At 76.5% G+C, this 13,491-nt stretch carries 14 protein-coding genes and 1 riboswitch; of the genes, 3 read left to right on the top strand and 11 right to left on the bottom strand.

Annotated features, from left to right (window positions below; genetic code table 11):
- Window positions 1–13 precede the first annotated feature (13 nt).
- From O7600_RS11005 to O7600_RS10990, 4 genes are read right to left on the bottom strand one after another with little or no spacing between them, the layout of a single operon-like run.
- Window positions 14–1,105, bottom strand: coding sequence for a MerR family transcriptional regulator (locus O7600_RS11005; protein WP_281593498.1), 1,092 nt, complete (start codon window positions 1,103–1,105; stop codon window positions 14–16).
- Between the two features lie 25 nt (window positions 1,106–1,130).
- On the bottom strand, window positions 1,131–2,312 hold the full coding sequence (locus tag O7600_RS11000) for a saccharopine dehydrogenase NADP-binding domain-containing protein (protein ID WP_099164117.1): 1,182 nt from the start codon (window positions 2,310–2,312) through the stop codon (window positions 1,131–1,133).
- Window positions 2,313–2,343: 31 nt separating this feature from the next.
- A complete protein-coding gene (locus O7600_RS10995; RefSeq protein WP_281593497.1) occupies window positions 2,344–3,480 on the bottom strand; it encodes an alcohol dehydrogenase catalytic domain-containing protein in 1,137 nt (378 codons plus the stop codon).
- On the bottom strand, window positions 3,477–3,863 hold the full coding sequence (locus O7600_RS10990; RefSeq protein ID WP_281594126.1) for a hypothetical protein: 387 nt from the start codon (window positions 3,861–3,863) through the stop codon (window positions 3,477–3,479). Before O7600_RS10990 ends, O7600_RS10995 begins: the two co-directional genes overlap by 4 nt.
- A gap of 202 nt (window positions 3,864–4,065) precedes the next feature.
- On the opposite strand from O7600_RS10990, the gene O7600_RS10985 reads away from it, so the two are divergent.
- Window positions 4,066–6,849 (top strand): LuxR C-terminal-related transcriptional regulator, encoded by a 2,784-nt coding sequence (locus tag O7600_RS10985; protein WP_281593496.1) that lies wholly within the window; start codon window positions 4,066–4,068, stop codon window positions 6,847–6,849.
- A 4-nt stretch (window positions 6,850–6,853) separates the two neighbouring features.
- On the opposite strand, the gene O7600_RS10980 is transcribed toward O7600_RS10985, so the two are convergent.
- The 4 genes from O7600_RS10980 to O7600_RS10965 form a co-directional block, all read right to left on the bottom strand.
- On the bottom strand, window positions 6,854–7,405 hold the full coding sequence (locus O7600_RS10980; RefSeq protein ID WP_281593495.1) for a DsbA family protein: 552 nt from the start codon (window positions 7,403–7,405) through the stop codon (window positions 6,854–6,856).
- Complete coding sequence (locus O7600_RS10975) at window positions 7,402–7,899, bottom strand: redoxin domain-containing protein (protein ID WP_281593494.1); 498 nt, start codon at window positions 7,897–7,899, stop codon at window positions 7,402–7,404. Before O7600_RS10975 ends, O7600_RS10980 begins: the two co-directional genes overlap by 4 nt.
- Before the next feature lie 62 nt (window positions 7,900–7,961).
- The gene (locus O7600_RS10970) at window positions 7,962–8,639 is read right to left on the bottom strand and encodes a BON domain-containing protein (RefSeq protein WP_099164965.1); all 678 of its coding nucleotides are present in this window, start codon (window positions 8,637–8,639) and stop codon (window positions 7,962–7,964) included.
- Window positions 8,640–8,826: 187 nt separating this feature from the next.
- A complete protein-coding gene (locus O7600_RS10965) occupies window positions 8,827–9,231 on the bottom strand; it encodes a hypothetical protein (protein WP_091572514.1) in 405 nt (134 codons plus the stop codon).
- Window positions 9,232–9,668: 437 nt separating this feature from the next.
- Here O7600_RS10965 and O7600_RS10960 point away from each other — a divergent pair, with 437 nt between their 5' ends.
- Both O7600_RS10960 and O7600_RS10955 read left to right on the top strand, forming a co-directional pair.
- Window positions 9,669–10,028, top strand: a complete 360-nt coding sequence (locus O7600_RS10960; protein WP_091572519.1) for an STAS domain-containing protein — start codon at window positions 9,669–9,671, stop codon at window positions 10,026–10,028.
- Between the two features lie 40 nt (window positions 10,029–10,068).
- Complete coding sequence (locus O7600_RS10955; protein WP_281593493.1) at window positions 10,069–10,581, top strand: SRPBCC family protein; 513 nt, start codon at window positions 10,069–10,071, stop codon at window positions 10,579–10,581.
- A 1-nt stretch (window position 10,582) separates the two neighbouring features.
- Here O7600_RS10955 and O7600_RS10950 read toward each other — a convergent pair whose 3' ends face one another.
- The 3 genes from O7600_RS10950 to O7600_RS10940 form a co-directional block, all read right to left on the bottom strand.
- Window positions 10,583–11,086, bottom strand: a complete 504-nt coding sequence (locus O7600_RS10950; RefSeq protein WP_281593492.1) for a hypothetical protein — start codon at window positions 11,084–11,086, stop codon at window positions 10,583–10,585.
- 79 nt (window positions 11,087–11,165) lie between these two features.
- Entirely contained in the window at window positions 11,166–12,239 is a 1,074-nt protein-coding gene (locus tag O7600_RS10945; protein WP_281593491.1) for a hypothetical protein, read from the bottom strand.
- A gap of 4 nt (window positions 12,240–12,243) precedes the next feature.
- Window positions 12,244–12,374, bottom strand: a riboswitch (cyclic di-AMP (ydaO/yuaA leader).
- A 143-nt stretch (window positions 12,375–12,517) separates the two neighbouring features.
- Complete coding sequence (locus O7600_RS10940) at window positions 12,518–13,432, bottom strand: cation diffusion facilitator family transporter (protein ID WP_281593490.1); 915 nt, start codon at window positions 13,430–13,432, stop codon at window positions 12,518–12,520.
- Window positions 13,433–13,491: the final 59 nt, after the last annotated feature.

The following is a 13,491-nucleotide window of genomic DNA, read 5'->3' as shown; positions in this document are numbered from 1 at the left end:
GGGCCCGCCCGGTCTACAGGCGCACGGGCATGAGGACGGAGAACGCGTGCGCGTCGTCGGCCCGGCGCACCGCCAGCGGGGTGATCGGCCCGTCCAGCTCCAGCACGAGCTGCCCGCCGCCGGCGTCCAGCGCGTCGAGCAGGTACTCCCGGTTCACCCCGACCCGCAACCCGTCCGCGACCGGCGCGGCCTCCGGGTCGACCAGGCGCAGCTCGCCCCGGCCGTCCAGGCCCAGGGCCACCACCTCGTGCGCGACCCCGTCGTGCGCCCGGTGACAGACCGGGACGTCGGCCGCGGTGAGCGCCGCGCGCAGCGCCGCGCCGTCCACCGGGATCCGGTACGCGGGCGCGTCGCCGACCCGCGCGCGCAGCAGCCGGCGGACGTCCGGGAAGTCGTACGGCAGCGGGACGGCGGTCACCGGCCGGTCCCCGACCGAGACGGTCACCCGGTCCGCGGCGACCTCGGCCGCCACGGTCGGCCCGGCGTCGGTGTCCAGCGCGGCGCGCAGTTCGTCGACGGCGGCCACCGGCAGCAGCGCGGTCACCGGCGGACCGTCGACCGTGGCGTCGACCCGGGCCACGGCCATCCGGAACCGGTCGGTGGCGGACAGGTGCACGCCGTCCGGCTCGACCGCCAGCAGCACGCCGGACAGGGCCGGCAGCTCCGGATCGGCGCCGACGGCGAAGCGTACGGCGTCCACCGCCTCGGACAGGGCGGCGCGGGACAGCACGAGTCGGGTGGTCACGGTGGTCTCCTCCGGGTCGATCAGTCGACGGATCCGGGAGAGCTCGCGTCGCGCGTCGGTGAGGCCGTCCTCCAGCCGCCGCAGGTGCGCGTCGAGCAGGCGGTGCACCTCGGCCGGCCGGTGCCGGTGCCGCAGCGCCTCGGCGATCCCGGCCAGCGGCATGCCGACCCGCCGCAGCCCGGCCACCAGGCGCGCCGGCGCCACCTGGTCGCCGGTGTACCAGCGGTAGCCGGTCACCGGGGCCACCCGGGCCGGCGTCAGCACCCCGGAACGGTCGTAGAACCGCAGGGCGCTGATCGTCAACCCGCTGGCCCGGGCCAGCTCACCGATGCTGCGAAGTTCGCTCTCCACGGCCGTCATCCTGTGACCTCGACCAGGTCGAGGGTCAACGTCCCTCGGGCAGGGTGCGGAACGTGATCCCGGCCCGGACCAGCCGGTCCAGCAACGCGTCGCCCATCGCGGCCACCGGGGTGACCTGGCCGGCGGTCTCCGGCAGGTCGTCGAACGCCAGGCAGAGCGCCGACTCGGCGAGCATCTTGGCGGTCTCGTCGTAGCCGGGGTCGCCGCCGGCCACCTCGGTCACCACCCGCCGGCCGCCGCCGGCGCCCACGAACCGCACCCGGAACCAGGACTTCGCCCGCTGCTCGGCGCTCGGCCCCTGGCCGGAGGCGAGCCGACCGAGCAGCCAGCGTCGGGTCGGCGGCACCTTGACCAGCCCGAGCACACCGGCCAGGCCGGCACCGGCCACCAGCACGGTGGGCAGCCGCTTCACCGCCGCGAAGTGCCGGTAGCGGAAGTCCGGGCCGTACTCCGGGCGGGCCGCCGCGGACCGGCGGACGACCTGCGGGTCGATGGTGGGCAGCGGGACCGCCCACTGGTCGAACTCGCGGACCCGGCCCACCTTGCCGGGCACCGCCCGCACCCGCCGCCCCTCCGGTCGCGGCTCCACCGCCCGGCGGGCCCGGGCCGCCCGGCTCGCCTCGCCGGTGCGGGCGAACGCGGTCAGCGCCGAGTGGTACGTGCCGGCGGAGAAGCGGCCACCGGCCCGCACGTAGCCGTCCACCGTGACCGGGCCGTCGGTGGGAAGCTGCTTGACCGTGTACCAGACGCCCAGGTCGTGCGGGATCGAGTCGAAGCCGCAGGCGTGCACCAGGCGCGCGCCGGTGCGCACCGCCTCGGCGTGGTGCCGCACGTACATGAGGTCGACGAACTCCGGCTCGCCGGTGATGTCGAGGTAGTCGGTGCCGGCGCCGGCGCAGGCGGCCACCAGCGGGGCGCCGTGGTGCACGTACGGGCCGACGGTGCTGGCGACCACCCGGGCGCTCTCCGCCACCGCCCGCAGCGACGCCGGGTCGGTCACGTCCGCGGTGAGCAGGGGCAGGTCCGCCAGGCCGGGGTCGATCGCGGCCAGCCGGTCGCGGACGGCGGCGAGCTTGGCCGGGTTGCGCCCGGCGAGCGCCCAGCGCAGCCGGTCCGGCGCGTGCCGGGCCAGGTACTCCGCGGTCAGGCCGCCGGTGAAGCCGGTGGCGCCGAACAGGACGAGGTCGTACGGACGGTCTGCGCGCATCCGCCGAGTGTGCCATCCGCGCCCGCCCGGATCACGGGGTGAAGACCACCCGGACGCAGCCGTCGGCCCGGTCCCGGAACAACGCGTACCCGTCGGCGCCCCGCTCCAGCGGCAGCCGGTGGGTGGCCAGGTGCTCGGTCACCAGCTCGTCCCGGGCCATCCGGTCCAGCAGCTCGGGGATGGCGCCCGGCCCGGCGCGTCGGCCGCCGCGCACCACCAGACCCTTCTCCGCCACCGCGCCGACCGGGAACCGGTCAACGAACCCGGCCCCGCCGTCGAGCACCACCACCGTGCCGCCCTTGCGGCAGGCGTGCACCGCCTCGCGCAGCGCCACCCCGCCGTCCGGCTCGCCGGTCGGCCACCGCGTCGGCCCGGCCGGCGGACCCGCCGCGTCCACGCACACGTCCGGTCCCCGGCCGCCGCTGCGTTCCCGCAGCTCGGCGAGGACGTCCACGTACCGGTGGTTGAGCGCCTCGACGCCCGGATTCCGGGTCACCATCCGCAGCCGGTCGTCGTGCTCGTCGACCACGACCACCCGGGCCGCGCCGCGCGCCACTGCCGCCCCGGCGGTGAGCTGGCCCACCGCGCCCGCGCCCCAGACGGCGACCACGTCGCCGGGGCCGATGCCGCCCAGCTCCGCCCCGTGCCAGGCGGACGGGGCGGCGTCCGCGGCGAACACCGCCCGGTCGTCGTCCACGCCCGCGGGTACGGCGAACGCGCCCACGTCGGCGTACGGCACCCGGACGAACTCGGCGTGACCACCGGCGAAGCCACCGAGCCGGGCCGGCCGGCCGTAGCAGCCGGCGGTGGGCGGACCCCACTCCGGCTCGGCCGCCCCGCCGGACGTCCCGTTGTCGCAGCAGGCCAGCAGACCCTGCCGACAGAACCAGCACGCCCCGCAGGCCACCGACGCGCCGACCACCACCCGGTCCGCGACCCGGTGTCGCCGCACGTCCGGCCCGACCTCGACCACCTCGCCGACGAACTCGTGGCCGAGCACCTCGCCGGCGGCCGCCTCCGGTATCCGCCCGGCCAGCAGCGGCAGGTCACCGCCGCAGGTCACGCTGCGACGCACCCGGACGATCATGTCGTGGGCGTTGCGCAGCTCGGGGTCGGGGACCCGGCGCACCGCGAGCGCGTCCGCGCCCTCCCAGCAGAGCGCCCTCACCCGGCCGCCCCGGGCCGGTCCAGCGCCGAGCGGTCCGCCCGCAGCACCTCCCCGGTCTCCAGGAGCTGCTTGGTCTCCCGCAGCACCTGGCGCAGGAACCGGCCCGGGTCGTCGCCGACCAGGTGCGCGGCGAACCCCGGCAGCGTCGGCTCCCCGCCCAGCGGGCGTACCGCCAGTTCGGTGCCGCGTCCACCCGGGGCCGGACGCGCGTGGACCTCCACCGCGCCGTCCAGCCGGCGCAACGGCTCGGGCCACCGCCCGGGTGGCAGCACCTGGTCGGGCCGGCCGGTCACGGTCACCACCTGCCAGCGCCCGGGCCTAGGGTCCGTGCCGGGGCGGCGTGCGCGCCGACGTGCCAGGACGTTCGCGCCGCCGGCCGCCAGCGCGAGCGCGCCGCCGGCCCACCGTCCGGTCCGCGCCACCTGCCCTCCCGAGGTCGTGGGTCGCCGGGCGGCCGGAGCTGGATGGCCGGCCGCCCGCGTACCCCCAGGGTGGGGGTGGTCCGGGTGAGGCGGGTTCGCCCCGAAGGGGTGAACCGGTCCGCTCCGGGTAACCGTCCCCCGCGCCGACGGGGGAGGGGGACGCATGCCGGAGGAGGCCGACCAGGTCCGGTTCGCCACCGCGCCGACCGACGCCACGACGGAGGTCTCCGGTACGCCGGAACCGCCCACCACCGATGCCGCCGCGCCGCTGCTGGCGTCCCGGCTGACCCCGCCCGTGCCGCCCGAGCCGGTGGTGCTCCGCCCACGCCTGCTGGAGCGGCTGGAGCGCGGCGCGGGCGGACCGGTCACGCTGGTCCTGGCCCCGGCCGGCTGGGGCAAGACGACAGTGCTGTCCGGTTGGGCGCGCGGGGAGCGGGACGGCCCGGCGCCGGTCTGGGTGACCGTGGCGGGGGGCGACACCACCGGGCGGCTCTGGGCGTACCTGGCCGCCGCGCTGCGCGCGGCCGTCGCCGAGGAGCCGGACGAGGGGTCACCGCCGGTGCCGGACGGTCCGCCCCGGCCGGAGCAGCTCGAGACGCTCGCCGCCGCGCTCGCCACGCGGGAGCGGCCGGTGCTGCTGGTCCTGGACGACCTGCACCGGGTGACCGACCCGGCGGCGCTGGCCGGGCTGGAGTTCCTGCTCCGCCACGGTGACGGGCGGCTGCGGCTGGTGGCCGGCGCCCGGCACGAGCCGCCGCTGACCCTGCACCGCTGGCGGCTGGCCGGTGACCTCACCACGATCGGTCCGGACGAGCTGGCGTTCCGCACCGACGAGGTCGCCGATCTGCTGGTCGCGCACGGGGTGCCGGTGCCGGCCGAGGCGGTGCCCCGGCTCGCCGAGCGGACCGCCGGTTGGCCGGCGGGGCTGCGTTTCGCCGCGCTGTCGCTGGGCGCCGGGGCCGACCCCGCCCGCGCGGTCGAGCGCTTCGGCGGCGACCAGCCGGACGTCGCCGCGTACCTGCGCGACGAGGTGCTCACGCCGTTGGACCCGGCCGCCCGCGACGTCCTGCGCCGCTGCGCGGTGACGGTCGCGGCCAACGCCGACCTCGCCGCCGCGCTGACCGGCCGGGCCGACGCCGGGCACCTGCTCGCCGAGGCGGCCCGGGAGGGCGGTTTCGTCCAGCGCGACGGCGGCGAGCCGCCCTGGTACCGGCCGCACCCGCTGCTGGCCGACCTGCTCCGCCACGAACTGGACCGGCTCCCCGCCGAGGAGGTGCGCGAGCTGCACCGGCGGGCGGCCGGCTGGTGCGCGGCCCACGACCGACCGGCCGAGGCGCTGCGCCACGCGCTGGCCGCCGCCGAGTGGGACGACGCCACCACGCTGCTGCTGACGCGCTGGCCCGAGCTGGCCCCCGACGAGCCGGCCCGGGCCGCCGCCCCGGCCCCGCCCGAGCCGCCGGCCGAGGCGGTACGGCGGGATCCCGAACTGGCGCTGGCCGCGGCGGCCGAGCGGGCGTACGCCGGGGACCCGGCCGCCGCCGACGGGCAGCTGCGGCGGGCGGTCGCGCACGCGGTCGACCTGCCGGAACCACGTCGGGACCGGTTCCGGCGGCTGGCCGCCGCGGTGGAGCTGGGCCTGGCCCGGCTCGCCGGCGACCACGAGGAGGTACGCCGGGCCGCCGACCGCCTGCTCACCACCGCCGCACCCCCGGTCGGCGGGCCCGGGGCCGGCGCGCCCGGGATCGGGGTGCCCGCCGCCGACCCGCGCGCCGGGATCGGCGAGGAGGACGACGTACGGGCCGTCGCGGATGCCGCGCTGGGGCTGGTGGCGCTGGCCGAGGGGGCGCTGACGACGGCGGGGGCGCGGTTCGGGACGGCGCTCGTGGCGGCGCGGCGGGCCGGCCGGCCCCGGATCGAGCTGCTCTGCGCCAGCCGCTCAGCACTGCTGGAGGCGGCCCGGGGCGCGCTGCGGGCCGCCGACGAGCACGCCCGGGAGGCGCTGGCGATGCCGCCCTGCCAGGGCTGGTCGTCCCGGCGGGACTGCGGCCACGCGTACCTGGCGTTGGCGCTCGTCTGTTGGCAGCGGGACCGGCCGGCGGAGGCCGCCGCGCACCTGGCGCTGGCCGGGCCGGCGGGCGCGGAGCCCGGCGCGGCGGCGCTGGCCGCGCTCTGCCGGGCCGGGTTGCTGGCCGACGGCGGGGAGCCGGCGGCGGCGCTGCGTACCCTCGCCGCCGCCCGGGCCGGGGCACCGGGGCCGGAGCTGGGCGCCTGGCTGAGCGCCGCCGAGGCCCAGCTCCGCGCGGCGGTCGGTGACCTGGAGGGCGCCCGCGCGCTGCTGGACGTGGTCGGCGACGGTGGATCACCCGATCCCGCGCTGGCGCTGGCGTCCGCCCGGCTGCGGCTGCGGGTCGGTGATGCCCGCGGGGCCGAGCGGGCGTTGCCCGACTGGACCGCGCCCGAGGCGGCGGACTGGCCGCTGCCGGTGCGGCTGGGCGCCGGGCTGCTGGAGGCGGCGTCGGCCGGGTCGGCCGGCGACGGGCGGCGGGCCGGACGGCTGCTGGAGGAGGTGCTGGCGCTGGCCGAGCCGGAGGGCTGCCGGCGCGTGTTCACCCGGGCCGAGCCGGACGTCCGCGACCTGCTCGCCACGCATCTGGACTCCGGGACGGCCCACTGGGCGACGGTGAGCGACCTTCTCCGCGACGTGGACGCGCACCGGCCCGAGGCGACCCCGGACGCCTCGGCGCGGGCCCTGGACGAGCCGCTCACCGAGCGGGAGCTGACCATCCTGCGCTACCTGCAGAGCATCCTGTCCAACGTGGAGATCGCCGCCGAGCTGTCGCTGTCGGTCAACACCGTCAAGACGCACGTCCGCAACATCTACCGCAAGCTCGACGCGACCCGCCGGCGGGAGGCCGTCCGGCGGGCGCGCGAGCTGCGGTTGATCTGACCGGTCAGGCGTTCGCGGCGGCGTCCACCACGGCCAGCAGCTCGGCCAGCTCGTAGCCGCCGTCGTGTCGGACGTCGTTGACGAACAGCGTCGGGGTGCCGTTCACCCCGCTGCGGATGCCGCCCACGAAGTCCTGCCGGACCCGGTCCGCGTGGGCCTGCCGACCCACCTCCGCGCCGACCTCCTCGGGCGGCAGCCCGAGCTGCTCGACGCCGAGCGACAGGTGCACCGGGTCGAGCTGGTCCTGGTGCTCGAAGAGCCAGTCGTGCATCTCCCAGAACCGGCCCCGTTCGCCGGCCGCCTCGGCGGCCTCCGCCGCGCTCTCCGCGTACGGGTGGACGTTGGTGATCGGGAAGTGGCGGTACGCCAACCGCACCAGGTCGGCCCGCTGGCGCAGCACCTCGGCCAGGTTCGGGTACGCCGCGCCGCAGAACCGGCACTGGAAGTCGCCGTACTCGACGATGGTGACCGGCGCGTCGGCCGGCCCACGGACGTGGTCGCGTTCGGACACCGGGATCCGCAGTCGGGCGGTGGTGACCTGCAACGGCGTCGTCATCGGGTGCTCACCCGCCGATCCGTGCCCAGCTGCTCCAAGGCGTCGAGGATGCCGTCCACGCCCGGGTTCACCTCGGGCGGGGAGAGGTGGCTCCAGGCCACCCGGCCGTCGGGGTCGATCACCACGAGCGCCCGGTCCGACTGCCCGCGCGGCGCGTACGCGCCGTAGCGGCGAGACACCTCGCCCTTGGGCTCGAAGTCGGCCAGCAGCGGGAAGCGGATGCCCCGGCTCTCCGCGAACGCCCGGTGCGAGTCGACGCTGTCCACCGAGATGCCGAGCAGCGTCGCGTCGTACCGCTCCAGCTCGGGCAGGGCGGCCTGGTAGAGGGCCATCTGGTCGCCGCAGACCGGGGTCCAGTCGGCGGGATAGAAGGCCAGCACCACCGGACGGCCACGGAACTGTCCGGGGCCCACCTCCCGCCCGTCCGGCGACGCCGGCAGGGTGAACCCGGGCGCCGCCCGCCCGGGTGCGATCAGCCCGTTCGGATCACTCATACCTCCCACCCTGGCCCGGGTCCGGGTGAGCCGGGCTCACCCGGGCCGGGTGGTTCGCCGGCTCACCGCCGGACCGACAGGTGGTTGTGCACCTCCCGGATGCCGGGGGCGTTCCAGACCACCCGCTCGATCTCGTCGCGTTCGGGCCCGGAGTGGACCTGGCCCTCCAGCAGGACGGTGTCGCCGTGGACCCGGACGCCGACCTGTTCGGCCTCGGTCGCGCCGTTGCGGGCCAGCGCGTCCACGATCTGTTCGGCCAGGTCCCGCCCGTCCGCGCGGACCGCCGGCCGGACGGTGATCCCGTTGCTCAGTCCGCGTACGCCGGTGAGCCGGGCGACGGACCGTTCGGCGGCGCGCCGCTGGTACTCCCACTCGACCTCGCCGTGCAGGGTGACCCAGCCGTCGGCCACGGTGACGTGCAGCGCCTCGACCGGCACGAAGGCGTCCCACTCCAGGGCGCGGGCGGCGGCGACGGCGATCTGCGGATCCTCCCGGCCGGCGGCGGTGTCGATCCGGACGGCGAGGTCGTTGGCGACCGCGCGGACCCGGGCCACCCGGTGCGCGGCCCGCTCGGCGGCCCACTTCTTGGCGTAGCTGTCGACCCGCCCGGTCAACGTCACCACGCCGTCGGTGACGGTCACCCCGATCTCGTCGGGGCCTACCCGGGGTTCCCAGGTCAGCTCGTCGAGCACGGCGGACTGGATGTCCCGGTCCGTACGCGTGGTCGTCTCGGTGGCCATCCGGCTCTCCTCCCCGTCGGTCGGCGACGCGGGCACGTACTCCCGCACCACCGATCCTGGGCCCGGACCGGGTGACCCGCCCTCACCCGGTCCGGGCGAGGAACGCCCCCGCCGGGTGGTGGAGACGCCGGTGGCCGCCCCCCCCGGGGGTCGGGGGGCGGCCACCGGCCGGCTCGTAGGGTCCCGGTCAGCCGTCCAGGCCGGCGGGGGAGTTGGGCCGGTCGACGTCGACGAACTCGATCTCGTCGGCGACCCGGTCCCGGCTGCCGGCGGCGCGGGCGGCGGTGCCGGCGGCCCAGCCGACGGCGGCGCCGGCCAGGGCCGCGGCGATCAGCAGCGTCCAGGGCAGCGCGGGCCGGCGGCCGGCGAGCGCGTCGAAGGCGAGGCTGGCCCGCCGGCGCGCCTCGTCGGCGGCGGTGCCGACCAGGTCGGTGGCGTCGTCGGCCAGGCCGGAGGAGTTGCGACGGGCCGCCCGGGTGGCGTCCCGCACGCTGTCACCGGCGGAGCCCACGGCGGAGAGCAGGTGCTGCCACGCCTGGTCCGCGACCCGCTCGGGCTTGCTGCGGCGGTCCATCAGGCTGGATCCGAACATCGTTCTACCTCCTCGGGTGCCGAAGCCCGGCGGCCACTTCGGACTCCGGTGTTCATCCGGCGCGTCAGGGTTCACTCCCCGTGGGCTGTGCCCCATCGGGGCCCGCGCCAAACCCGTCCCGACGGCGGCCCGGGTCCGCCGCCGGGGCGAACCGGACGAACTGTGGAGAACGTGTCGGGGACCGGGTGTCCGCGCGAGGTGCGCGGGCCCGCTACCCTGGGTCGGCGGATCGGCCGGTCCGGCCCGGTCGTTCGGCCGGTCCCGGTCCGCGTCGAAGGGGAAATTGGAACCCGGAGGTCCGGATTGGGTTCGCCCAGGTGTGCCCACTCCGCGAATTGCTCATCCCGGGGGGTGGCGACGAGGGCCGTCGGAGGAATACTCTCGGTCGCGGCCCGCGTACTGATGAGGCGCCCGTACGGGCGAGTGGAGGTGCTCGCGTGAGCCTGTCGATCGTGAAGTCGGTGCGTCCGGGTGGTGTCGTCCAGATCGCGCCCCGTGGGGAGATCGACGTCGACACCGCGTACGAGGTGCGGGAAGCGATCGCCGAGGTGCTCGCGAAGGCCCGTCCCGCCCGGATCGAGCTCAACATGCGGCTCGTCACGTTCATCGACTCCGTCGGCATCAGCGCCATGGTCGCCGGCTTCCAGACGTGCGAGGTCAGCGGCGTCAAGCTCGTGGTCACCGAGCCGAGCCGGTTCGTGCACCGGCAGCTCTGGGTGACCGGCCTGCTCGGCCTATTCGGCGCGCCCGAGCCCTGGTTCGCCGACGACGCCCCCGAGGTGCTGCCCGGCGCCTGAGCGCCGCCCTCGACCCCCCGGCCTGGGGACCTTCGACCCGTTGCCAGCCCGGCTCCGGTACGGGACGATCGTCGCGACCCACGACGGCGAGGGGGATCGGTTGCAGAGCAGCGACAGCTTCAGCTACACCGTGCAGGCCCGGTGCACCCGGGCGGACGCGGTGGCCCTGCTCGGCGACCTGAGCCGGCAGGGCGAGCTGCATCCGCTGATCGTGCGGGTCCGGCAGGTGCCGTCGCGGCCCGGAGCGCTGACCAGCTATGCGATCACCGACCGGCTGGAGCTGGGCCCGCTGCACTTCCCGGTGACCTACCAGGCGGACGTGCTGGTCGCCACCGAGGACGAGGTGGTCACCGTGGCCCGGCAGCAGCCGGCGACGACGGTTCGCAACCACACCCGGCTGCGCGACGAGCCCGACGGCGTGGTGCGGATCGACGTGGAGATCACCCTCACCGCCCCGGCCCCGCTGTTCGGCTACGCGTTCCGCCAGGCCCGCGCCGCCCACCTGGGCCTCGCGGCCCGTCTGGGCGCGACCCTGGAGGGCCGGCCGGCCTGACTCAGCCGGCCCGTCTGGGCGCGACCCTGGAGGGCCGGCCGGCCTGACTCAGCCGCCCCCACGGCTTCCAGGTGGACAGCACGGTGGCCACGAGCAGCAGCGTGGTGGAGACGGCGGGCGGCACCACCAGGTCGATCCGCAGGTGCGCGTCGGCCGCGCCGGCCAGCGCGCCGAGGTGCCGGACCCGGGGCGTCAGCAGGAGCAGCACCAGCCCGAGCATCACGGTGGTGAGCGCGAACTTCACCAGCACCCACCGCCACCGCAGCAGCCCCCACGGGGTGAGCAGCGCGCTGGCCACCCCGATCAGCCAGACCGCGACGCTCAGCGGCGCGAACAGCCAGGTGACCAGCAAGGCCGCGGCGGGGTAGACGACCTCCGGGTCGGCGCCGCGCAGCCCGGCCACGCCCAGCGCGAGCAGCCCCAGGTCGACGCCGAGCCAGCCGAGCGAGGTGACCAGGTGCGCGGTGAGCAGCGCCTTGCGTCCGCCGGGGGAGAGTCGTCTCATGCCACCGATCGTCGGCCGTCGCGCGGCCCACGTCGTGGGCCGCGCGACGACACCCGGGGTACGTCGGGGAGCGTAGTGCTCAGTAGACCGACAGGTGCACGTGGTTGGTGTGGTCGCTGGACGGGTCGCCGTTGCCGCCGCTGTACGACTTCCAGCCGCTGCTGGGCAGCCAGATCTGCTTGAACCAGATCACGTAGAGCACGGCGAGCGGGTCGGCGTTGCGCACGAAGTACGCGGCCAGGTTGTTGCCGTACGTCCTGTCGCCGCCGCTGGCCACCCCGCCGAAGCCGTTCTTCTGGGCGGCGAAGTCGCAGGCGCGTCCCTTCGGGTGCTCGCCGGAGCCGCTGGGCCGGTGGCAGGAGACGTACCGGGTGAAGCCGGCGGCCTTGGCCTGGTTGAGCGCGTGCAGGGTGCGCGGGGTGATGCAGCCGTCGGCCGGCGTCGGGTCGTTGACGCTGCACGACTCCGCCGGCCAGGAGCCGTCGGAGTTGCGCTTGGCCGGCGTCGCGTTCGCCGTCGAGGTGCCCCGGACGCCGCCGCTGCCGGCGGACGGCCGGTCGTTCGCCACCTCCAGCGCCCGCTCGGCCTGCTGCTTGCGCTTGGCCATCACCGTGACCTGCTTGCGCTGCTCCCGGATCTCGCCGTCGAGCGCCGCGCGGGTCCGGGTCGCCTCGTCCCGGGTGGTGATGAGGTCGCGTAGCGTCCGGTCCTCGTGCGCGGCGACCTGCTCCAGCGCGGCCGCCCGGTCCATGAAGCCCTCCGGGCTGCTGCTGCCGAGCAGGGCCGCGGCGGTGCCCATCCGGCCGGTGCGGTACGCCACCTCGGCGATCTCGCCGACCTTGGCGTCGCGTACGGCCAGCTCGGCGCCGACCGCGTCGAGTCGCTCGGTGAGCTGCTTCTGCCGGGCCACCGACCGGCTCAGCGCGGCCTTGGCCTCCAGCCAGCCCTTGCTGGCCGCGTCGAGTTGGGCGCGCAGTTCCGGCGTGCCGCCCTCGTCGTCGCCGCCGGGGGCGGCGAGCAGGCCGGTCGGGGCGGCTGACCACGTCGCCGCGGCGGGGGTGGCCGGCACGGTCACGACGCCGAGGGTCAGCATCGCGGCGAGCAGGGCCGCCATCCGGGCGGCCGTCCGTCGTACAGGTGCCACTGGGGGCATTCACATGTCCTTCCGTCAACCGCCGACCGGGTTAGCTGACGGGTTCGGGACGGAAGATCCCTACCGCTGACGCGGATGCACCCCACGTACGTGGTTCCCCGGCTCGCCCTGCGGGCGATTAGGCGACGGCCGCTCCACCGGCGCCGGGGTGGCACCCGCGGTGTGGCCGCGACCGAGCCTACCGGCGCTGCCCGGGGCCGGCTCCGTCGCCCGGAGCGGTGATCCCGGCAAAGCCGGCATTACGCCACAATAGCGGCCGAGATTTAAGTTTGCCCTAATTACCACTCGGTCGGGCCGCACGCTCCGGTCGACGCTCCGGGTTCGATCTGCAACGTGGCGTGATCGATCGAGAAGTCCTCGTGCAGGGCGGCGCGGGCGGCGGCCAGCACCGTGGCGACCTCGGCGCCGGGATCGGTGGTCAGGTGCGCCGAGGCCACCTCCATGCCCGAGGTGAGCGTCCAGACGTGCAGGTCGTGCACCTCCGCCACGCCCGGCACAGCGGCCAGCCGGTCGTGCACCGCGGTCACCTGGAGGTGTTCCGGCGCGGCCTGCACCAGGATGCGTACCGCCGCCCGGCCGAGCCGCCAGGTGCGGGGCAGGATGAACAGACCGATCGCCACGGCCACCAGCGGGTCGGCCCACCACCAGTCGGTGACCGCGATGACCAGCGCGGCGCCGATCACCCCGAGCGAGCCGAGCAGGTCGCCGAGCACCTCCAGGTACGCGCCGCGCAGGTTGATGCTCTCCTGCGCCCCGGCGCGCAGCAGCGCGAAGGCGCCGACATTGGCGAGCAGGCCGAGCACCGCCACCACGAGCATCGGGCCGGCCAGCACCTCCGGCGGGTCACCGAACCGGCGTACCGCCTCGACCAGGACGTAGACCGCGACCGCGCCGAGCAGCACCGCGTTCGCCAGCGCCGCGAGGACCTCCAGCCGGTAGAGGCCGAACGTGCGCTGCGGATCGGTGGTGGCGCGCCGGGTGGCGGTGATCGCGGCCAGCGCCATGCCGATGCCGAGCACGTCGGTGAACATGTGCCCGGCGTCGGAGAGCAGCGCCAGCGAACCGGTCGCGAAGGCGGCCACCGCCTCGACCAGCATGAGGGCGGTGAGCAGCGCGAACGCCGCCCAGAGCCGGCCCCGGTGACGGTGCGCCGCGTTGGTCACCGCACCGCTGTGGTCATGACCTGCGCCCACGCACACACCCTTCCCTCCCGCACCCCGGCCAGGCCTAATGTATGTTCACATCGCTATGT

This window comes from Micromonospora sp. WMMA1998 (assembly GCF_027497375.1).
Lineage (GTDB): Bacteria > Actinomycetota > Actinomycetes > Mycobacteriales > Micromonosporaceae > Micromonospora > Micromonospora sediminicola.
This window is presented reverse-complemented; position numbering and strand designations above follow the sequence as displayed.